A 23,454-nucleotide genomic window follows, 5' to 3' on the forward strand; every position below is an offset into this window, starting at 1 on the left:
ATTCAGTCAATTAATAACAGCTTTATCCACAGGTTGTGGATAATTTTTTGCTCATTTATGTGTGTAACTGGAGGCATTTTTGGTATTTGACGATATACTCATCCAATTTTTGCGACATATCGATCACAGTCGGATGCAGAAAGCTTCCTTTTTCCAAAACAAGTTCGGATAACTCTTTACGCATGCTCTCGATACGATGCAACAGATCAGTTGGTTGATCCATGCTAATTCCTCCAGAAACAGTTAGATCATAAGTCCCAGGATTATTATATCATTCGATAGACAGGAAATATAAGGGAAATTATATATTCTTATATAGGCAGCCGCTCATCCGCTGTCAGTCTGACAAGCTCAAGCAAATGAGTCAGATCGCGAATCTCGTACGTAGGCTCGATGTCCAACCGATTTTCCTTGCCTTGCGGATTGAACCAGCATGTATCGATCCCGTAGTTGTGTCCGCCTCGAATATCGGAAGTAAGCGAATCTCCTACGATCAAAGCTTTCGACTTGTCTGTCACTTGCAGTTTGGAAAATGCATAGTCAAAAATTCGCGCATCCGGTTTCTGAAACCCGGCCTCTTGGGAAATAATCAACTGTTCGAAAGCATGGCGAAGAGGCGATGCTGCGATTCTCGCTTTCTGCACTTCGGCAAAGCCGTTTGAAATGATAGCCAGGCGACATCCCGCCAAACTGCTGCATACTTCCTGCGCTCCTTGAATCAGCGGCGTTTCCTGTGCCAGATTGGCCAAAAACTCTTCGTTGAAAGCAACAGCATCATAGGACAGCTCATGCGCTGAAAACAGACGGCTAAACCGCTCCACTCCAAGCTCGTCCAGTGACACGATTCCTTGTTCCAGCTCCAGCCACAGTCTTTTGTTGATTTCACTGTACGTTGCTTGGTAGGCAAGCCAGCCTTCGGGCATTCCAAAACGGTGGAAAGCTTTATCCATCGCATTTTTTTCCGAAATGCCAAAATCGATCAACGTATCGTCCACATCAAAGAAAATCACTTCGTATTTCACAGTTCTCTCCACCCGTCTCTTCCGGCTCGGCACCAGTCGTTTCTTTTTTCATCAATCAATCTATCATCTTATTATAACAGATTTGACATAAGGAACTGCCTATCATCTGGAAGAGTACGGAAGAAAAGTAAAAGAGTCTCCTCTTGCACAGCCCATCAGGTAAAGCGTTGCGTCTTGTACCATCTTCTCTTTCTTTTTGTCACTTTATCAGCCAGCAGTCCCCAAAATGCTTGCACCGAGATGACGATGAACAGCTGCGCATACGTAAAATACGAGAGGCAAGACAAGACGAAGTTTCTCGTCGTGCTTTGACCGATATCGGTAGCCAGAGCCAGATTGATTTGCAACACATACATGGAGTACATCAGCGCCCAAGCCACGACCAAGTAGACGTAGATATCCTCGGAAAACTGGAAGGGAGACACGACCTCGGGATGAAACCAGGAGATCACCTTGTATACGAGGTTCGTCACAAAAATGATGTCGGAAACAACAATCGCCACCATAAACCAAAAGTAGCTCGCTGCATAATACAGCACCTTCAGCTTGATGCGCCAGCTCGTACTGTCAAATAAATGCGAGATGTTCCCGATAACTGTGTGGTAGTTCCCCATCGCCCAGCGTTGACGCTGCTTCATGTAGACGTCAAGCTTTTCCGGCTCCTGCTGGTACGCCTCCGCCTGCGGTGCGAGAGCAATCAGCTGGCCCCGCTTTAATATTTCAAAAGAAATCGCCGTATCCTCCGTAAGGGACTGCTCGTCCCATCCGCCCAACTCCGCGATCAGCGAGCTTTTGACGATAAAGTTCGTTCCCGGAATAGACCCTAGCTGAAAAAGCTCCCATAGCCCCGTATGATAAACACGATGCATGGTCACCAGTTCCAGATTGATGAATTGGGTGAGTAGAGTTTGGTCGCGATTCCGTGCCTTGTTCCGTCCAAAAACCGCCCCGTACCGCTCCGGCTGCTCCAGCGCTTTTTGGATCAGAAAAGCCAGCGCGTTTTTCTCTGGTGCGGCGTCGGCATCATACACGCAAATCCATTCCCCGGTAGCGAGTTTGAAAGCGTCATTCAACGCTCCCGATTTCCCTCCCTTCCCGGTTCGTTCCAGAACAGTCAGGTTGCGCTGCGAGAACTCTGGCTTGCCATGTACCGCCCGCACGATTTGCGCCGTTTGGTCTGTGCAATTGTCGGCAATGACGATCACTTGCAGCTTGTCCGCCGGATAGTTCAGCCGTAAAATGTGCTCGACTGTCGCGGCGATGACCAGCTCCTCATTGTGGGCCGGAACGAGTATCGTCACAGCTGGAAAAGCGTCCATCTCCGTCGGGATCACCAATTCCTCTTTGCTCTGTCTGGACACAAAGCGTATGGCTCCAGCCATAATCAGCGCAGATTCAAACACCGCGACCCAAATACTGATAATTGCGAGCAAAAAGAGCCACTCAGCCACTGATTTTCCTCCGATCGTATTTTTTGCTCACTCTGTCACGAAAAACCAACGTGGCGATCGTCAGAAAAACAATCGTAACGGCGAAGATCATACTGATCGCAATGCACAAGGGGATAAACCAGCTGGTGTATGACATAAGAAGCCCCCTCCCTTTTCCTGACCAGATCGGATTACACGTACTCTCCGATCAGATCAAGTTCCGCATTTCGTTCAAGCGCCGCTATGACGCTGTCGATTTGCTCATATTGATTGAATTGTTCCTTTTGAAAAACAAGCGCTCCCGAGCGAATGACAAGCTTCAACTGTCGTCCTTTTTTGTCCGGAAAATCCTTGTCCATCATGGCGTGTTTAATTCGTTCCGTCAGTTGCCGCAAATAATCCTTGTCCGTCATCGGCAGCAGCACGACAAACCGTCCTTCATCGAGCGAAAACTTGTAATCTTCGAAGCGGAGTTGCTTTTGAATCGTCTGGGACAATTCCAGCAAAAGCCGCGAATACCCCTCTGAGCCAAGAGATTCTTGTACGAACGGCAAAAACTCGATTTTGAACATCGCCAGGCAAAAGCTGTATTTCCCCTCATAACGTTTTGCCAGATTAGACTGTCTGAGCATCGTTTCCGCAAAGGCCATTTTGTTGCCCAGTGTCGTATCGAGATCAATGACCGGGTTGATTTCTTTCAGTTCTTCCAACCGTTCCACGAGTCGCTTGCTGCGCAGCAAGTACGTTTTGATAAACCCTGCAATCAGCACGTTCGCGGGCATGACCAGCAACCAGGCGTACACAATGACACTCGTATTCGCATACGTAGCCAGACAGACAACATAACTGACCAAGTAAACAAACACCAAAACGACCGATACCCCCATCGGCAGCACATAACCGAGCAGGAGCGCCAGCAAAATAGCCATGCTCAAAACAAACTCAACCATCGCAAACGACTGATCTATGTAGACATGGACATAAACCAGCGCTTCCTGAAGCACCGTAAGCAGGAGCAAGATGCCGTACCCTATCTCCATCTTGCGTGTCGGAGAATTGTTGTTCATAATTCAGCTCCTCTCATTGCTTATTCGGTTTTCTCATCAGTCCTTATACGTTCGCAGCGCCTCCTCGGCCAAAAGCGGCACCAAATTATCGAAGGCATGCGTATCTTCCTGAAAAACATAGCCGCCCAAAAAGCGGGAGTCATGACTGCGCAGCTGCACCATTCTGGCTTGCAGCTGATTTGCCCATTGCGGATCATCCAGCTTCAGAGCCAGCAAGATTGCCAATCCGTAAACGGCAGGAGATTCATAGGACACAGCTGCTGTGCGACTAGCCCGGTCGTAGCGCCCCGGCAATTGGTGCTGCTGCGCGAACTCCTTTTTCAAAAAAACAACCAGCTCCCGAGGCGTACGCCCGGCCTCTGCCAGATTTATCGCTACAATCAGTTGATCAATGAGATTCACCGAGTCAGCATAGCTGTACATTTGATTCTCGACGTGGAATATTTTAGGGTAAAATATTCCGTCGTTCGGCATGTTCATTAACAGATCACGGTAGCGCTGGTACACATCTGCGTCTATTTTGTTGTGATCCGCCATCCTTTTCAGGGCGGACATGTCGACGTAAACGAGGCTGAGTGTCTGCGGAGACTCCTTTTTTGCGAAGTCATAAAAGTCGACGAGATATCCATGTTGTATGGACGAAGCGAATAACGATTGTGTTACCGCTTCTGCCGCTTTTGCGTATTCCTCATTTTCCCAACCATCAGCCGCTTTCCAGAGCGCATCGACAATTCGCAGATCATCCCCGAGAGCATTTGTCGTCACATGCGGCTGCCCGTCCGGCGACAGCTTCCAGTAAATTCGGTTTTGTGGAGTCAGAAAAAAGGTCCGCAACAACCGAAAGCTGTCGGCAAACAATTGCCGGTCACCTTTCACCCACGCATATTGCATCCATATGCCGAGAGACTCAGACAGCGCTTCTCTGCCTGCCACTATGTCTTCATTCGTGGAACGGGCTTCCTGCAAATAAGTAGCCAACGTGCCATTCGGATTCGTCATGTATTGCCGGATAAACGTCTCTGTCGGGGAAACAGGCGAAAGCCGCTCTGCAAACACGGCCAAATAAGTAAGGGAAGACACCGTCAGAATGGACAAGCCGGTAACTAACAGCTTTTTCTTGTTCGTAAGCAAAGCATTGTGCAAGCTGGCATCATTCCTGTCCAATAGAAAGGATTATTTCGTTTAATTTACTTTTATTTACTAATTATGTTATTTGTTATTCAGTATAGTATATTGGTTTTTGGCCGTCTATTTATATTGTAAAAAGTAATATAGAAGATGTTTCCATTTGAAATAATCATGGCCATTTGATTGGTCAAAAGCAGTCACATCCCTGCTCATGAACACCCTCGAAACGTTTTTTCACGGAAAAAAAGCCTGTCAGCTTTCCGACAGACTTGCCTATTGAGCGTGAGCAGCCATTACTCTCGCTTCTGTTGCGCCTTCACGCGCTGTTTCTCCCAGTCGATCAGCCGCTTGCTTTTTTTCGAATAAGAGGATGCCCCGACGACTTTGTCCCATTCCTTGCTTCCACACATCGGACATCGATATCGTTGTCGCCTCACTTCGATCTCGATAACCTGACCATCAATCATGTCTTTGAACATCTGGTCTTTATGATCGGTTTTATGCAGCTTTTCATGTCCGCACCCATTGCATTTGATAACAGGGATAATAAAGAAATTCCATACAGGTTTCATCACACTCACCTCCCAGAACTTTGGACATGTCCTGTGGCAGGTACGGCTTTTTTATTGTATCAGGGGCAACTGAACAAATTCTAAACAGGCATCTGCCTTTTGCCTAAAATGTAACGCCATACAAAAAGACCGTTCTATAAAACGAACGGTCTTCTGCTTTGTGTGTGAGTCTATAATTTGATCCATCTGTTGCCCGTCTTCCATCGGCCTTGGCATTCAATCGCTCACTAACATACAGTTCGTCCGAAACGGTGAGCATTAACGCGCTTTTGCCGCTAGAAGAACCAAACTCACTCTTCGTGCAACCCATGCCGGAAAATGCTTGCCGAGCCCATTTCTTGCTTTGCTGAATGCTGCCATCATCAAAAATAACCGTAACGCTTCCGTCGTTCATCGCACTCGTTTTGGCAAAATCCAGCTTGTTCATTTCAGTCCTGCCACCAGCCTTAGCCTCACCTGCCACCACTTGTTTTGCCTTCCACTCCATTTCTTTCACGCTATTCTCGCCTTATCCCTGCATCTCTTCGGATTATAGCGAGCCTACACCGCACAGGCGACTTTCATCGCATACGGCGTGTCATCAACAAATAAAGAAGGTGAAAATGTACAACGGGCATGTTCAGTATATTTATTTGCACTGAACAAACACTGAACAAATCGCCTATACAGTCCCTCCTAACGAAAAATCCCCATATCGAGTGTCTTTCAGCGGCTCGGCCACTAACTGCTGCACTCGCTTTTTACATAACAAAAAGCCCTGCATCTCCGATAGAGAGACAGAGCTAGATTTGGTGCTGCCACCGTTTTTGATTTTTACAACCTTCTTTAAACCATCCTGTTTTACTTCCACTTTCGTTCCTGATTTACATAACAGACGAAACAAACTTGAGCATGTGATTGAAAAATCCAGCCTACAAAATGCTCTTCTTAAACGAAATGAGCTTCTTTCGCCGAATGATAAAAGGAGTAAAATGCTTTCTGACCATTTGCAGCATCGCCGCATTGTCTTTTTCCACAACAAACATCGCGTATCGTATCTCCTGATTCTCCAATACTTTTTTCAAGCCTTCGACGAGAACCACGCCAACTCGGCCCAGTCTGGTAAATTCCTCTCGAACAAACAGACTTTTAAAGAGAGCCATGTTGCTGGCTGCCCGCTTGACCATCAGCCAACCGATTATCTCTCCTTTGTATTGGAGAGCGACACTAAGTTGATGGTCAATGTCGTAGCCTTCCTGCCAAGGGGAGAATTTCTCCGGATACCACCGATTACACCCTTCTTGAATGGAAACCAGCTTTTCTTCAGTCAGTTCCGCCCAACTGAATGTACGAAAATGCAAGGGAGCACGTATCGTATTCATCCATTTGGCAGATTTCAATTCCTCCATGTCTGCGATATACACCGTAGATAAAACTTGCCCGCTATCCCAGCCATCCTCCGGCTGCAAAAACTCCCTGGCAGCATTCTCTGATTCCTGTACAACGATGTCGTAAGTGAGATAATGGTAGCTTTGCTCTTTAAGCTTGCCCTCCAGAAATTGCAGCAAAATTGTCTCAAGCCCGTACCCACTGTAACTTTTCTCTACCTCTAGAGCGATAATCGAAGCCTGAGACTGTTCACGCGATATTCGAACCACCATATACGCAATGGGTGTGGATGACTCCCGGACACCTATGCCAATGTGTTCACCTTGCGTTTGGCTTACCAGGTATACATGCTCCGGCCGCATCAATCTCCCGTACAGCTCCAAATCGTTTCTTATGTCGTCCAGGGTAAATTTCATCCACGCCCTCCATTTCAAGCTTCCTCATTAAATCATAAGAAAGAGCCAGACTACTTCCAGTCTGGCCATTGGATTTTAAGGTATCAAAAAGCAATTAACGTCTACAGTGACATTTCCTACTTCTACATCTTGAGCATCTTTCAGTGTTGCTTTGAGATGACCAACTGAACCATTAGTCATCGATGCCTGAGGGTCGATGAAAGCACCTTCGCTGAAGTCAAACATCCCATCTACTTTGGTGAATGTGACACTGCCAACTTCTGTTCCGGATTGTTTTACTTTGAAGCTATCGGTTACAGGGTCATATTCATATTGTACAGCATTGGAGTTGTTTGTAACGGTGATGAGATTGCTAACATTTTTTCCAGTTCCTGAGCTGCTTGGGTTATTGTTCGAGTCTCTCAATACAACCAAATCCGTGTTGTCAGACTTAACCGTATTAACTTCAACATGAAAAGAACCATTAACAATGTTTAAGCTCGAGCTATTCTTGACTATCCTTTCAGATCAAGGATTTCGTCAAGCCTACACCGTGCAAGCAACTTTCATCGCACACGGCGTACTATCAACGGTAAGGGTATGTACTATTTTACAATGGGCAATTTAAATTGTTGCATAAAACCCGATGATTTTCAATAAAATTGTGACAATTTAACTATTGAAAAAAATGGATTATCCTCGAAGGGAATCTCGATAAGGAATACCGCTAATTTCCTGTAAAAAAGATGCCTCTACATAAGGAAAGGTGTCACTTTGTTTAACGTTTCCTTGGGCTGAAGGAACTTTTTCTTTTGTTATGGCACATTTCTGTACTCGTTAAAGAATAAAGTCGTGCTTGCTTTTGCTCCGTCAGACTTGTTACCGAGTTGGTCAACAGCGTGTACAGTGATATGCACCGTATTCCCATTTGCAGCATTTAGCTTGTCTATAGCTTGTCTATATGTCTAAAATCTTTGCTTCACCTCTCAGCAAATTGTTGCCTTTATAGGTTTTGAGGCAAATGTTCGCGTGACCCAATGTTGTTGAGGATGCTTCGAACCTTTATTAAGGTACACTTCAAAGTTGTCCACATCACTTTCGCTTGACTGCTCATTCCAAGCATGCGTCATCGTGTCGGAATCCGGATTATCCACTAGAGGAAAACTTGTTGGTTGATTTGGTGGGGTTAAGTCCCATGTAACCGCTGTGCTGCCATCTCCACTTGAAGTAGAAGCGTTATTGGGGCGGCATCATAAGCAACAACAATAAAATGTACACTGTGTCCGTCAACAGGCGTAACTCCGCCATTCATTAGGTTGGACAGGCCGATGTCTTGTTCTTCTGGAAGGGTTGCTTTTTGATACTTATCTAGCGAAGGATTTGTGCCTGGAGGGGTATCTACACTGACAAATGCTTTGTAATGATTGATTCCTTGACTAACCGCGCAACGCTGTCGGCAATCGTCAGCATTGCCACTGTTGTTAGCTTTTGAACGGCGGCGGTTAAAGCTGCACGCTAAGATCATTCGGTGGTACTATGTCGCTATTCTTGTCTTATAACCGCATGGATTTTCAAATCGAGCCTACACCGTGTAGGCGTTTTTCATTGTACGCGGCGTTCCCTCAATCAATTAGGACCCTGAAAAAAACAAATAGGACTGCAGCTATAACTCTATCCGCAATCCCTTTGGTTGGTTTTCAATTGTCATCGGTTTTGTGAAAACATTACAATGCCCGTTGTAAGTTTTCCATCCTTCTTATCCGCTGACTGGGTTCCTTCGCTCCGGTCAGTTTTCTCCTCCTCGCCTGTGTTACCACTACGAGTTCAAACGGCAGACCATCGACGCTACTACAAACCCGCCGCCATCTTCCCGGCCTCTTAGGTGCCAACCCACCTCTTCCGGCAAGACTTCAAACGTTCCACCTTGTCTATCCCTTGTTTTGCTGACCTTAGGTCTCCACTATACAATCCGAGAAAAACAGGTTTAACAGCCCAAATTGTTCCTGTCTCGTCTGCACGATCACACGTACAGCGACTGTTGCCAAACCCCTAGCGCTTGTTTTACCTAGCAACAGCTATCTCGTATTGGGTCACCATGGATTCGTCACCTGACCATAGCCAACTTTTAAGGAGCCCCGCCTTGCGCAGTTATCGCAAGTACGACTTCACCTGACTTCATAGGTATTAACGGGTTAGGTTAATCACCTTTGCAGGAGGATTAGGCACATGAGAGTTTTGGCTGTTTCTCATGGATTGGAATTGCACCAATCAATTGAATAAGGCAGTTAGAGTTGTTCTCGCCGTCAAACGAGAGCCAATCCACTTCTTTCACTCTCATTTGAGAGCTTATGAAGTAACGTTTCGTAATTTTTTTAAGGGGTTACTGTTACCGGAATAGTAATGTCTGTGCTTGTTTTTCCATCTGTTACTTTTACCATCACAGTAGTTGTACCTGCTGCAACACCATCAATCTTAAGCTTGCCACCTGTAATTGATACAGTTGCTACAGAAATATTATTAGAGATAGCTGAACCACCTACTAAACTAAGTGTATCGCCACTGTCTTGATCAGAGGCCAAGTCTGTTGCTATTCTTTCTACATTCTCGTTATCTCTAATCGAGACATTTAAGCTTCCTTTTGCAACTGGTGCATGATTGTTCACTGGAATAACATCATTGCTATTCCTGCCTAACCACAATATCAAGTGGTTTTCGGTCAGGCCTACACCGTGCGGGCGACTTTCATCGCACACGGCGTTCCATCGATTATAAGTAATAGCAATTATGTAATGCGGACAGAGCAAAAACGTATACTATTCTGCTCTGTCCACCATTTCTTAGATGCCAACTTCACTCATAACCGACTGGGTTCCTTCGCTCCAGCCTGTTTTCTCCTCCCCGCCTGTGTTACCACTACGGGTCCAAACGGCAAGCCTTCTTCACTACTACGAACCCGCCGCCATTTCACATGGATCGCTGACGCTACCCCGTCTCCTCATGTGAAACTTCAAACGTTCCGTCCCATCTATCCCTCTTTTTGATGACCTTAGGTTCCCACTACTCATTAGAAAGTCTAACCGGTTTAACAGCCCGAATTATTCCGGTTCTCAATGCAACATTTCAGATCCATGAAACAAGACCGAACCCTTAGCCTTTTAACGGTCTTATTCACTTTCTAATCCCTCATCATGGGTTCGTCTCCTAACCATAGTCACCTTTTATGGAGCCCCGCCTCTTATGAGAGTACGACTTCACCTGACTTCACCCCTGAGACGATTGGTAGAACCTCACTGGATGCAGGAGGATTAGGCACATGACCCTAGGCTGTTGTCATGGACGGGATTTTTCACCAGTCAAATCAATGGGACAGTTAGAAAAACCCCCATACACACTTCGGAGTATGGGGGAATTTCTACTTCGTTCGCTCTCAAAGAGCTTATAAAGTAACGTTTCGATTAAGGCGCAAGAGTAACGTTAACAGATGTCAGATCCAATTTGTTACCTGCAGCATCCACAATGTTCAGGTTAGCAGATGGTTTTACAACTACACCTTTGCTCAACTTAGTAGAGTCAATTGCATCCCCTGCGTCTAAAGTAATGGTTGCTGTTTTTACACCTGCAAGCGCAGACTCAACGTGTTTTCCAGCAGCAACTGCTGCTGCAGATACAGTGTACTCTGCACCATCTACATACACAACATAGTCGTCAGCATCACTCGTAGTAACAGCTTCACTGAAAGTAAGAGTAATGATGTTTGTTGCAGTCAGTTCGGCTTTTGTTACAGTTGGAGCAACATTTTCTCTAATGTTTTCATTAGTAGTTACTGCATCCATTACTGTACCCTCTTCACTCTTAACTCCAGATACAGTTACAGTTCTCAGACCAGTAAATTGAGAGGAGCTCTTAGTAAGAGTCAACTGAACGATAGCACCAGTGTTATCGTTTTTAGTAAGTTTAGTAGATGCAATTGTTGCACCTTCAATAGAATAATTAGCTGCATTCAAAGCAGAGAGAGCATCAACTTTATTAGTGAAATGTACCTCTACAGTGTTGTTATCAGCTACAAGTTGTTGAATACCGTTAGTATCAAACCCAGTATCCAATGTCGGTTTACCTGCAGAGCTGTTGCCACCTCTAGTGAAAGTAATAGTGGATTGAGCACTGTCATTACCATTTACATCTTTTACCAATCCTTTGGGAAGGGTAACAGTATAAGTTGCCGCAGTAGTCAAAGCAGACAGGTCAATTTTAATGGATTTAGAAGCACCACTTACCGGGCTATAAAGACTAACAGGGGCATTTGCTACAGCTGGAGCGTCAATCTCAGTAGTAAGAGTTGTCATGTTTTTAGTAACATAGTTTTCAATGTAAGTTCCGTCGATTGCTTTAGCATCTTGTGGAGTTACATTTTCATCATAAGTTACTACGAGATATTCTACGCCACTGATTTTCTCAACTTTTGTAGATTGCAAAACTGGAGCTTGAGTATCCAATGCTACGTTTACAATTTTTGTGCCAGCCGGTGCGGTATTACCAGCAATATCCTTAACAGATGGAATATTAACTGTTTGCAAACCACTTCCGAAAGCAGATGTGAATACAACAGTGTACAATGTTGGGTCAGTAGAATCTTTAGTTACAGATGTAGAAACATTTGCACCAATAGAGAACGAACCACTTGGTGGATCTTGAGCAAGTTGCTCGCTGAACTTAACTTTTACTGTGGTATTGTTAACCACAGTAACACTTGCAACTGTAGGTGCAGTTGTATCAACAACATCATACTTAATGGTTGCAACACCTGGGTTCGGAGAAATCAGGTTTCCAGATGCATCTGTCAAACCTGTAATGGTAACTTTGATGTCTTTTCCTTGGTCAGCAACTGCAACAGCATCCAAAGTAATTACCAATTTCTTATTATCGGATCCAGGCAGATAGGCAATTGCTGTATTCACAAAGTTAGTTGTAGCATCCAGAGCTACTCCATCAACACGTGCAAATCCGTAAGTTGCGGAAGTTGTAACAACTGGCTCAGTGAATTCAACAATAGCTTGTCGATTAGTTCCATCATTTGCATAGCTTACGCCAACAATACCTGGTCGAGTAGTATCACTCACATTAACAACTTTAGTATATGCTTCAAATGCCTTGCCATCTTCATCTGTTACATTTGAAGTTACACTAGCAGTGTAATCACCTTTAAAGAAGTTAGTTGCTGTGATAGTCAGAGTTTTACCATCTTTGCTAAGAACTCCTGTAAGAGGCCCTGGATCGTTAGAAGCTGCAGAGGCTGCAACTACGGAGACATCAGCAGTCAACGAAGAACCATTACCAGCACTCAATACTGTAGTATCTTTAACTGCAGTACCAAATTTAACTTCGATTTGTTTACCGTTAATAGCACTTACAGACTCAACTTTCAACTCACCAGGAGTTGTTGGGTCTACTTGGGAGCGAGGATCTTCAGTACCATTAACAGTACCATCGTTTTGTACTACACCATAGGAATCAACAAAATCGCTTTGTTTCAAAGGATCAGCCAGAGCTACTTTTGTTCCCAGGTTGATCATTTCTTGAATTGTAGCGCCTTGACCTTTGATGTTTACGAAAACGAGGTTTTGGAAACCTGCAGTTTTCAGCTCGTTTTTGTAAGCAGTGCGAGCATCTTTGGTCATGTTCAGCAAAGTGCTAGTAGAGTAGAACTTCTTAACATTTCCACCGATGTACAGACCTTGTTTTGGTGCGGCAAATGCGGAAGCAGCCATGCTAGCTACTACAGCGGTCGCGAGAACAGAAAGAACAACTTTTTTATTCACGTACTACCCCTCCGTATTTTTGATAGGAAGTTCTCTGTATATAGGGTATGTAGAGCATAGAGGGGATTAGCCCCCTCTATGCCCAGCAACAATCCCTACATGATTGTTAGAGGTAATCTTATTCAGCTTCTTTGAAAGTTACTTTAGCCTTGTCAGATTTACCATCTTTGTTGAATACTACGATTTCGCTGGAAGTTACTTTCTCGTCAGTAGTGTACTCAAGTACTTTTACTTGATTGTCTTTTACTTCGAGAACGTATTCGCTAGCTGCAACTTTGTTGCCATTGATGTAGAATTCAACTTTGTCAACATCAGCGGATTTAACATCTTTGTTGAGGTCAGCAACTACTTGGTAACCGTTCACACCACCACCGATGGAAACGAATTTACCAGTTACAGTGGAAGGAAGAGCATCCCACTCATCGTCACCTGGCTTGTAGCCATCAAGTCCTTGAGCCAGGAACTTGTTGATAGCATCTTCTTTGATGTCGTTCTTATCTGCCCAATCTTCGCTACCTACGATCAGGACATAGTCATAACGATCGCCATCGATGTCTTTGCTGTCCATCAGAACGATGTAGTCGCCTTCTTCTACACCATCTTCACCTGCCATGTCATCGTAAGTGTCGATGAATGCAGTGGAAGCTTTCGTGTACAGTTTTTGTACGCGATCTTTTCCATCTTCATCTTTGAATTCGTAAGTGATGGTGTTGCCATCTACTTTGTCAACGCGAGCAACTGTCATTTTCTCGATGTTTGCTTCGGACCATTGAGATTGTTTCAGCAATTTTACTGTTTTGTCGTCTTTGTTGCTGATAGCTTTGTTGTTTACTACTTCAACAACATCTTCAACAATCACTTCATCATCGGAGTTCAGTTGGAACGCGATGAAATCACCACGAACGATGCCTGCATCTTGCAGTTCTTCACGATCATCGTTGAGTTTGAATTCTTTAGAAATAACGTTGCCGCTCTCTGCATCTTTAGTCAGAACTTTGATGGTATCTTGTTTGTTGGAAGTGTTATAGTCTTGAACAACACCATAAATAGTGTCGCCTTCAAAACCTTCACCTTCAACTACGAAGATTGCTTCTACTTCATCTTTCTCTTCATCGATGGAGTAGTAAACTTTCAGATCGCTTTCATCCGCAACGTCTTTGAACTTCGCAACGCCAGCGTTTTTCAGTTCAGCGCGTTTTCCGGAATCATCCAGTTTACCAGTCATTTTGAAGATAGCAGTTTTGTCAGTTACTTCGTAGTCGCCAACAACATCGTCTTTTTCATCCGCCAGTTTATCCCAAGCAGTTCCGGAAGAAGGAATCAGTTTGGAATTGAGCAGCTTAACTTTGTCAACTTCACCTTTGGAATCGAAAGATACTTCCAGCAATGCGATGGAGTCATCTTTGCTTGGTTGGAAAATAGCTTCGATGTCGTCACCGTTTTTGCCATCTTTGTTGAAGCTCTTGCCATCTTTATCGTAGATGTCTTTCTTCTCCAAAGAGATGGACTTAGCTTTACCTTTTTGAGTCATAACAGTAAAGTCATAAGTGTCTTTGGAAGAGTTGTATACAGCACCTTTTGTGATGATAGCTTTTTGTTTGCGATCGTCGATTGGATCTTTTGTTTCAACGTGACGAACGCGGCCGGAAGCATCCAGGACCAATTTCACTGTTTCGCTATCCAGGTTGCTGATCAGATCCCAGTTGGAATCGTCGAGTTTCTTAACGTCTTTGTTACCGTTGTCGGAGTAAGTAGCTCCTTTGTAGATACGGTAAGTTTTGTCTCCAACAGTCAGACGGTAGTCAGTAGTGCTGCGGCTAACTACTTTGTCAACTTTACCTTCTACTACTTGGCGGTTAGCGAATACCAACAGTTTGTCATCATCGCCATCCGCATAGTAAACGGAGTATACGTCTCCTTCTTTCAGGTCGCTCAATTTAGCTGGTTTGCCATCGAGGAATACCAAGAAGTCTTTACCTTCTTCTTTGTCATCCAGCTCGTTGTATTTACCAGTATCGAGGTTGGTGATTTTCTTTTTCTCAACATCGATTTTACCGATAACTTCAGAACCGTATTTCACTTTGGAATTTTGGTCCATTTGAGTGTCATCGATTACGTGCATGTAAGAAATTTCGTTGTTGTCATCCAATACAACTTTCACACCGAAAGAATCGTTAGCAGCGATGATGTCTTTCAGAGCATCAACTGGATCGTTGTAACGAGTGAAGTTGTAAGTGATTTTTGTGTTTTTGTTTACGCGGTAAGTTTTGCCACTAGCATCCAGTTCGATTTTCAGATCGGACAGGGAAGAAGTGCTCAGGTCTTTACCGTCGGAAATGGATTTGCCTTTCAGGATGAAGTCGCTCAGACGATCCAATACTACTTCTTCGTCTTCGGAACCTTCCATCCAAACGATTACGTTTTCACGGTCTTCTTTGATCCACACTTGTACGCGTTGACCATCGAAATCGTTAGGGTTGATGCCATCAGCTACTTTGTAAGTAGTGTTGCCCAGACCAGCATCTTTACCGTTCAAAGTAACTTCGTTAGCTTTCAATTTGCCCAGACCGATAGCTGGTACGTTAGTCACGAGTGGCAGATCTTCGGAATCACGATCTTTCTTGTGAGCCCACTCCATGTCAACAACGTTAACTTTCAGGTATTTCGTCAGGAGAGTTTTGTCAGTTACTTCGTAACGAATGTCCGTTCCGAATTCAACTTGCTCCATCAGGTCTACGCGAAGAGCGTTGTCGAGCATTTTGAAGATGTCGCCGCGAGTTGCTGCATTGTTAGGAGTAGTGATGCTCTTAGCAATGTTCAGCTCGGAAGCTTTGGAGATCATGTTGTTAGGCCATCCGCTGGAGTTAACAGCTGGACCATATCCCAGAGCGCGAACGATCATAGTTACTGCTTCAGCGTAAGTAACTTGGTTTTGTGGTTTGAAAGTTTTGTCCGGGAAACCTTTTACGATTTCTTCACCGGATGCTACGTTTACGAAACCAGCGAACCAGTCAGTAGAACGAACGTCTGTGTAAGTAGTGTTGAACTGTGCCAGTTTCGCACCTTGCTCCAGTCCGCGAGCGCGAACGATCAGAGTAGCGAACTCTGCACGAGTGATAGTTTTGTCTACACCGTATTCGCCGTTGCCATAACCTGCTACCAGGCCAAGAGCTTCCAAGCGCTTAACGGTTTTTTCCATAGCTGCATCCATTTTTGGAGCTGCTGTAGTAGTTGCATCTTCTGCTGCGAAAGCCATTGGAGCAACGGAAAGTGCGAGTGCACTAGCCAATACACTGTTAACGACCTTTTTCATAACCTTGTGTTCTCCTCCTCTAGTATAAACAAATTGTTCTTGGGGAATATTTGTTGTCAATCTATCTTTCTTTTTAAAGCCCGAATCCTGCAAGCGCGTGTCACCTCCTTTCGCAGGTCAGCTTCGCTTTTTTGCGTTAAAAATCTCTAGTATATTCAGTATTGTGTAAAATGCAACAATCACTAGTGTAACATAACTGCTAGTATTCGTGAATCTTTTTTACACAATTCCCCGTATTTCGTGTGACATCCTATTAAACGCCTGAGCTAATCAAAAGTTGCGGCGCCTTCGAAAAAAATTTAAAGATTTTTTCGTGGGTTCTTATTCACCTGTCAATTATGTACGAAGTGACATCCGCCACAATTCGTATTATAGGGTACGCAGGGCGGACTGTCACGACTGAACCTTTTTCCAATTCCATTCAAAACCTTACAAATCTTTCTTCCCTAACTCAACTTAGTTTCCAAGCGCTGTTTCAAAGTTCACAACCGCCAGATTGTAGTTGAGAATTGCCTTTTGGTACTGGTTCTCACGATCGGACAATTCTTCTTCTGCCTGAATCACTTCGAGCGTGGTTGCAAGTCCATTTTCAAAGCGCAGATTCGTCAAACGATAGCTTTCAGCAGCGGAATCCTTCGCTTTTTTCTGGAATTCAATAGCCTGCTTGGCTGCGTTCAGGTTCAGATAGGCTTGAGCAACTTCCTTGGAAATCGTGCGTTTTTGCTCTTCGATCGCCAATTTTGCCTTTTCCACGTTATTGCGAGCTTGTCGGCCTGGCAATGTGGAAAGCGCGGAATATTCCTCGATCAGCTTCACATTCAGCTCTGCAAGCTTCAGCTCTTCCTGAACTCTTGTCAATTCAATCCGTTTGGAGAGTGCTTGTTTTTGCGCTTCTTCCATTGTCAATGTAATCGGAGCTGTCTGTTTATTTGCAGCTACAATCTTCCACTTTTTCTGCAAATCGACCCCAAGGAAATCATTCAAATCCATACGTGCTACTTCCACGCTGTTTGCGGCACTTGTCAAAGCTGCCTGTGCCCCAGACAAGCCCATTTCTGCCTGCAAAACATCTGTTTTTGCTTTGGTTCCGACATCAAAAGCAGCCTTGGCTACTTTCAGTTGAGTTTCGGCGCGGGACAGACTTTGTTTTTTCAAGTCGTAGTCATCCTGAGCAAAAATCATGTTGTAATAAGCTTGTTGCGCACCCAGCTTAATTTTGCTTTCTGTAGCTGTTACCGCAAGGGCATTCAGCTTCTTGTTCATTTCACCTTGGGCATTTCCGACGTGTTTCGCTTTAGCAAGCTCAAGCGATTCGATCATCTCGGCTGGCATATCTGCAGATGTTTTATAAGAAAGCGACTCGTTAATATCTGCATTTTTGGCATCCAGGCGAGCGTTGTTCAAAGTAACATTTGTTTGCAGCGCTTGCTGTACTGCTTTTTCCAGAGTCAACTCTTCTTCGGCCGTTGCAGGTGCAGTTGTGGTTCCTGTTTCCGCCGCTACTTTTTCAGTGGAAGCCTGAGCAGCCACAGGTGCTTGTGTCGCCGCCTCTGTTGCTGTATTCGCAGACGCTGTCAAAGCCCCTGCTCCCAGTGTCGTTGTGAGTACAGCTGCCAAACTGATGCTCATCCATTTTTTGCTTGAGTATGGAAAATTCACGTAATTCCACTCCTTTATTTTGTATTGATCATAAAATTTTTCACCACTTGAAATATTACAGTTTGTCCCAAGATCACTATATCACAGAGTAATGTTTCGTACACGAAAAATTAGTGTCGTACCAGCATTTTCATAAGGGATTATACGCACTCTACCATGTATAGATCATCCCTTTCTGATTTAGTCCTTCATTTCCACATAGATTACTACGATTATGTGTCAAAAACATTTCAGGATTCGCCAACATTATTTTGACATGATATCCTTTTCTTGAGGTGATTGTACGATGTTAACGGAATACAAAACTGTCGCTGGTTATGGAGAGGACTATATCGTCATCGAGCGCTCCCGCTTCATCGGCTATGCGCAAAGGGTTACGACGGAAGAAGAAGCCGTTGCCTTTATCGCCATGATCAAAAAGAAGCACTGGGATGCGACGCATAACTGCTCGGCTTTTGTCATCGGCGAAAACGATCAAATTCAACGTTCCAGCGATGACGGCGAACCGAGCGGTACCGCTGGCAAACCGATCCTGGAATGCATCAAGAAAAATGGCGTAAAGGACACGGCTGTGGTCGTCACTCGTTACTTCGGCGGAATCAAGCTGGGAGCTGGCGGATTGGTTCGGGCTTATACAGCAGGAACCGTCACTGCTTTGAAGGCCGCCAAAATCGTCATCCATACTTTGCACCAAACGATCTCTGTGAGCGTGGACTATACGTGGTGGGGAAAAGTCGAAAACGAACTGCGCGTTGGCGAGTACCGGGTGAGTGGTACTGACTTTACAGACAAAGTTACCGCGCATGTCCTCATACCTGAAGGTGAGCAAGATGCGTTTGTGGCTCGCTTTACCGATTTGACGAATGGACAGGCTCAAATTTCTTTGGGTGAAAAAGAGTATGTCGAGGTTCCTGTAGAAGCTGTGGGAGATGAGCAGGGAGAAGCCTGATTTTATTGAGGGAGATAACAAAGAAAAGCTGAAGGGGCAGACGCCGTCTTCAGCTTTTCTTCTATTATATATGCGTAAGTTTGGAACTACTGCTTAGGCAGTTTTTTGAGTTGGACCATCACACGAACAGTGATAACGGCCATCTCGGCACGAGTCAGGTTATTTGTAGGTTTGAAACTGTAAGTTGGCTTTTTCACATTGGCTTCATTCGGCTCGCCGTTCATCAACTTGGCTTTGTTCACAACGAGAACAGAAGGTGCTGCGTAGTAACCAATATCTTTTGCATCTGTAAACAGTTTGTTCAGAGCAACTTTGGAAGCATCAAGCGTTCCTACTTTCAAGTTCAAAGCACGTGCAATCATGATAGCAGCCTCTTCGCGAGTCAGTGAGTCATCTGGTCGGAAGTAGCCTGGCTGCTTTCCACGAATAATACCTGCTCTCGCAGCAGTCTCGATGTACTTGTACTGATAATCCCATGTATCACGATTTGGACGTACATCCGAGAATGTCGGCTCAGATGGATCACGTTCATTGCTATCGCGATAAGGACCAGCATTGATTGGCAAAGCCAGAGCTTTTACAAGCATCGTTGCAAACTCACCACGAGTCATGTCCCGGTTTGCTCCGAAGCTGCTGCCGCTGTATGCCGGCATGATTCCTTTTGCATACAATGTTTCAATGGCATCTCGGGCAAAGTCATGGCTCACTACGTCATCATAGGACTCTCTAGTTTTCATGACCATGTAGAAACCAAATCCGGCAAATGGCACTTGTACTGTTTTGGAGCCAGTATTCACAACTCCACCGATGTTTTTCCATTCATTCCCGTTATGGTAGTAAATCGTGAGGATGTTGTTTGCTGCATTTACGATAGAAGAATCGTACTTAATCGTAAGCGTTCCTCTGCGGCTTGGAACCAAATTGTCTTGCCAACGGCTCTTGAAATCTTCCGCATCGCCTTCGTCATAATAAGGATCTCGACCGAATGGCGCTTCCGTATCCCCTGCGTCTACATAGTAGAGTGGGCTTGCGTAGTTGAAGTTGGATTCAAGTACGAGCCTATCTTCCATGTTGTCATCAGCAATGTTTACTTGGCCGGTAGTACGGTCGGCAATACCGAAGTACAGCGGGATATCAACGAAGATATCTCCATTCGGGTTCTTGACCTCTTGACCTGCTCGTCCATCATCTGGCGACAAGAGAACAGTACCTGCCGGGAACTTCAATTCAAACTGCTTTTCAAACACGCTGAATGCTACTTTCTTGCCTAACACATCGCGATACTCAGCACCGTTTACAGACGAGTTTGCGTTGTAAATCTTGATCTCGTCATTGTACGTACTGTCTCCCACCACTACGGAAAACTTCACCGTATTCAGACCCTTTTTCAGCGGGACAGTGGATGTAAATACATAGTATGTCTCTGGAATGGTTTTTCCTTGTTCATCATCGTAGTAGAAGTCAGGGTTTGTTGTATTCGTTACTTTCGCTTCTGTTTTGCCAAACAATACTTTGTTTGCATTCTCAGCGAAGACTTTTACAACAGCGCTGTTGCTGTTTACAATGATGTACTGGTCTGTTTCTTTTGCCTTGACTGGGGAAAGAACTTCCCAGCTGGAATATTTTTGCTCGATATTGATGTCGTAACGGATCACAGTTCCGTTGTCATCTTCTGCGACGATCGTGTAAACTGTCGTTCCGCCTTTTTTCAGGGTCAGCGGGAAGAGTGCCAGTTTTTTTTCCTGTTCTTTTGCATCCGTCACCGCATCCTGAACTTCCTCAACCAAATCCCCGTACTTCTTCGAGCTCATCTTCCCTTCGAACTTGGAGCGAGACAAAGAGTCGATATTGTGGTCATCGAACAGATCTCTCAAATCATTGTTCAGGGCTGCTTCCAAGCGAGTATTCACATACTCCTGGTTCGTTGCATCCTGATCCCAGTCTCCGCTCTTGTAACGGAAGTCGTTGATGCGTTTACCGTTTTTCTCGATGTAAACATGCGTAGCGTCGTTAACGGTAAAGCTCAAGTTGCTCAAGAAGTTTGCTCCCGTACGGTAAGACGGATCAGCAGCTTTCTTCGTCAATTCTTCTGTATCACCGTTGGAGATAATCTCCAGCTTCACATCCTCAATAGATGGTGTCTTGGATGTGTTATAAGAAACATTGTAAGTAAACACGGTTTTAGGGTCGTCCGTCAAAGTAATTTTCAAGACGTTGTTCCCTTTTTTGTAAGGCAATTGATCTTTAAGGATCGAAAACGTTCCCTTATTCGTATCCACGTCAGAAATAGTAACGGGAGTGCCATTCAGAGTGGCTTCAATATTCGTGGATTTCAACACATAATTGTATACTTTCCCATCCAAGTTCCGGATATCATTTTCACTTTTCACTTGATATCCATCTTCAAAGCTTCGAACTTGTCCAGATGCGTCAACATAAGTCAGTTGTGCATACGGTGTAATTCGAATATCAAGTGTATAGGCCGTTGACGTCGGAGTACCTCCCGTATAGTCAATAACCAATTTCCCAGTGCCTTGTGGCAGTTTTTTCAGGGTAAGTGTAAATTGATTGGAACCTGGTGTAATCACATAGTCCTGGTTCGCTGTTAATGTTTGATTGTTATACTTGACTGTAATGCTGCTAGCCAAAATATTTTGCGTCTCTACCTTCAATTCCAAAGGCGAGGACACAATGGTGTTTGCTGCTGTTTGGGACAGGACTTGACCATTCGCCAGGTTTGTTACTCGTTCAAAGCTTGGTTTTGTGCTGTCCAGATATTTAAACTCATACTCGTAGTTTGCAATCCCGATATAGCCCGACGGGGATGTAACCGAACCGCTGGAGTCTTTGGACAAATACTGATAGCTCAGTGCAACTTTATAAGTTTTCCCGTCCTGGAATGCTCCTGCTGGTACATTAAGGTTAATCGCATATTCTGTAAATCCGCTTTGTGGATTGCCGATAGGAGTGAACGTTACTCCTTCAGCTGTTTTGTATTCTGTTTTATTTGTTCCTTCGTAAATCGTCACCTTAAATTCCTGGAACAACTGCTGTCCTGCAATGTCCACATACTTCAACAAGGCGGAACCGTTCAAGTTCATCGCAGTAGATGTAGCAGCTCCTTTAAGCACCGCCTGCTGATTCGGCTGCAATGCCACTCCACCCAAGCTTACCTTGTAAAATTGATCGGAGCTTCCTGCTGAAGTAGTCGTGACGAGCAATTTCCGCACAAACGTTCCTACTTCTTTGTTTTGGTTAAACACGCGAATTTCCAATGTGTTTTCACCAATCTGCGATGGAATGCTCAGTCCAAATGAACCTGTTCGGTTGACCTGAGTCTTTACTACGTCTCCTGTGCGAACGTTTTTCACTTCAACGGTATCAGCATTGAGCGCTTTCCCGTCCATGTTCAGGTTCAGACGATTTAAAGATGGTACGGTAATATAGGTTGGGTTGCTTGTAACATTCGGATCGTTCAGCACCGTATCGTTAACTCTCAAGTCACTCACGAGCGGTGTATTGTTGTATTGCACGAAAAATTGATAGTGCTCTTTCGTAACATTGCCTACTTTTTCGTAAAAAGAAATCTGATTCAGCCCTGGCTTCAGGCCGATATTGCTGAATGTAAATGTACTGCCGCTAACAGATGGTGCTGTATTGCTCAAATCTTGAATGGTCTGTCCATTGTTGGTTAAAATTTTCAAGCGCAGGCTGCTGCCTGTCACACCGCTTCCAAACGTACCTACGATATTAATCGTAGAATCACCGTAAACAACCGGATTGTAGGCGGTTGTTCCGCCAGAGAAGTTCGTGATCGTGATCGGACTGTTCAGCGAGTTGTACTCGTAATAAATAACATCTCGCTCGCCTGTATTGGAAGCAAACAGTTGAACAGCGTTTAGGCCAGGCGACAAATCAAAATCTGGCAGTGTTCCCCCGCCCCCATACACAGTGCGGACTGTAGTGCCGTTTACTTGTACTTCGACAGCCTGTGTTTTATCGATGGTCGCTGCGACCCCGTATGTGTATTTCAAGCCAGATACGGTTCGATTCGTTACTTTTTTCGGATCGCTAGCATGCTCCCCTTGACCAGTATTGTCAAACTTCAGGGGCCCTGTTCCAGATGCAGCTGGATTGGGTGCATACTGGATGTAAAACTCAGCTGTATCATTCGTTGGATCTGTCGTTACTTTAGGTCTAACTGTAACTCTTGTAACTGCTCCACTGCTGTTTAGATTAAAATCTGGCAAGGTGATGATGTCGTTAGCAAACACTGTATTATTGATGAGCGGAACCCCATCTACCGTGATGTCAACACCTTGCCCATTTTTGGAGGTATCCTTATAGGCCAGTTGGATTCCATATACCAGTTTCGAAATTGTCTTGAAAGGCGCAGCATATGTTTGCCCATTACCACTGCCTGATGCGATATATGCTGCCGGCACAACAACACCCGTCGTCGTATTCCAATTAGAACCCAGTGCCGCAGACGCAGGCAATGCCGGCAACACTCCCGTAACAACAAGCATCATCGTCAAGCACATTACCAGCCAGCGACGAAATTGTTGAATTGGCTTATTCATTTTTTCACCTCTCCATTTTATTCATAATCTAATATTTGTCCCATTCTCTGTTGAAGTTGAGATGGGCTCGGACCTTCCCCTTTCCTTTATCGGCTAATTTCCTCCCTCAGTTAAGTGCTTCCCCCTAAAAATTGGCGAAAAAAGACCACTGC

At 44.8% G+C, this 23,454-nt stretch carries 15 protein-coding genes; 1 reads left to right on the forward strand and 14 read right to left on the reverse strand.

The features are described from left to right. Window positions 1-55: 55 nt before the first annotated feature. The 13 genes from M2298_RS14095 to M2298_RS14155 form a co-directional block, all read right to left on the reverse strand. Window positions 56-223, reverse strand: a complete 168-nt coding sequence (locus M2298_RS14095; protein WP_063230709.1) for an aspartyl-phosphate phosphatase Spo0E family protein — start codon at window positions 221-223, stop codon at window positions 56-58. 88 nt (window positions 224-311) lie between these two features. Then, the gene (locus tag M2298_RS14100) at window positions 312-1,022 is read right to left on the reverse strand and encodes a YjjG family noncanonical pyrimidine nucleotidase (protein ID WP_173596389.1); all 711 of its coding nucleotides are present in this window, start codon (window positions 1,020-1,022) and stop codon (window positions 312-314) included. Window positions 1,023-1,177: 155 nt separating this feature from the next. After that, entirely contained in the window at window positions 1,178-2,473 is a 1,296-nt protein-coding gene (locus M2298_RS14105) for a glycosyltransferase family 2 protein (protein ID WP_280648639.1), read from the reverse strand. 170 nt (window positions 2,474-2,643) lie between these two features. Next, window positions 2,644-3,519: a GGDEF domain-containing protein gene (locus tag M2298_RS14110; protein WP_280648640.1), complete on the reverse strand. Its 876-nt coding sequence runs from the start codon at window positions 3,517-3,519 to the stop codon at window positions 2,644-2,646. A gap of 36 nt (window positions 3,520-3,555) precedes the next feature. After that, on the reverse strand, window positions 3,556-4,662 hold the full coding sequence (locus M2298_RS14115; RefSeq protein ID WP_173596386.1) for a glycosyl hydrolase family 8: 1,107 nt from the start codon (window positions 4,660-4,662) through the stop codon (window positions 3,556-3,558). A gap of 278 nt (window positions 4,663-4,940) precedes the next feature. Beyond that, window positions 4,941-5,219 (reverse strand): transposase family protein, encoded by a 279-nt coding sequence (locus M2298_RS14120; protein ID WP_173596385.1) that lies wholly within the window; start codon window positions 5,217-5,219, stop codon window positions 4,941-4,943. A gap of 103 nt (window positions 5,220-5,322) precedes the next feature. Next, a complete protein-coding gene (locus M2298_RS14125) occupies window positions 5,323-5,715 on the reverse strand; it encodes a hypothetical protein (RefSeq protein ID WP_280648641.1) in 393 nt (130 codons plus the stop codon). Between the two features lie 415 nt (window positions 5,716-6,130). After that, window positions 6,131-7,003: a GNAT family N-acetyltransferase gene (locus tag M2298_RS14130; protein ID WP_280648642.1), complete on the reverse strand. Its 873-nt coding sequence runs from the start codon at window positions 7,001-7,003 to the stop codon at window positions 6,131-6,133. Between the two features lie 75 nt (window positions 7,004-7,078). Continuing rightward, a complete protein-coding gene (locus tag M2298_RS14135) occupies window positions 7,079-7,408 on the reverse strand; it encodes a hypothetical protein (protein WP_141254115.1) in 330 nt (109 codons plus the stop codon). Window positions 7,409-9,354: 1,946 nt separating this feature from the next. Further along, window positions 9,355-9,645, reverse strand: coding sequence for a hypothetical protein (locus M2298_RS14140; protein ID WP_280648643.1), 291 nt, complete (start codon window positions 9,643-9,645; stop codon window positions 9,355-9,357). A gap of 792 nt (window positions 9,646-10,437) precedes the next feature. Next, window positions 10,438-12,798 (reverse strand): Ig-like domain-containing protein, encoded by a 2,361-nt coding sequence (locus tag M2298_RS14145; protein ID WP_280648644.1) that lies wholly within the window; start codon window positions 12,796-12,798, stop codon window positions 10,438-10,440. A 118-nt stretch (window positions 12,799-12,916) separates the two neighbouring features. Further along, window positions 12,917-16,111, reverse strand: coding sequence for an S-layer homology domain-containing protein (locus M2298_RS14150; RefSeq protein WP_280648684.1), 3,195 nt, complete (start codon window positions 16,109-16,111; stop codon window positions 12,917-12,919). A 456-nt stretch (window positions 16,112-16,567) separates the two neighbouring features. Beyond that, a complete protein-coding gene (locus M2298_RS14155) occupies window positions 16,568-17,770 on the reverse strand; it encodes a TolC family protein (RefSeq protein ID WP_280648645.1) in 1,203 nt (400 codons plus the stop codon). A gap of 286 nt (window positions 17,771-18,056) precedes the next feature. Here M2298_RS14155 and M2298_RS14160 point away from each other — a divergent pair, with 286 nt between their 5' ends. After that, window positions 18,057-18,719, forward strand: coding sequence for a YigZ family protein (locus M2298_RS14160; protein WP_122962614.1), 663 nt, complete (start codon window positions 18,057-18,059; stop codon window positions 18,717-18,719). 86 nt (window positions 18,720-18,805) lie between these two features. Here the strand turns inward: M2298_RS14160 and M2298_RS14165 are convergent, their stop codons facing one another. Further along, window positions 18,806-23,302, reverse strand: a complete 4,497-nt coding sequence (locus M2298_RS14165; protein ID WP_173596377.1) for an S-layer homology domain-containing protein — start codon at window positions 23,300-23,302, stop codon at window positions 18,806-18,808. Between the last annotated feature and the right edge of the window lie 152 nt (window positions 23,303-23,454).

Origin of the sequence: Brevibacillus sp. 1238, from assembly GCF_029892995.1 — a bacterium.
Classification (GTDB): domain Bacteria; phylum Bacillota; class Bacilli; order Brevibacillales; family Brevibacillaceae; genus Brevibacillus; species Brevibacillus parabrevis.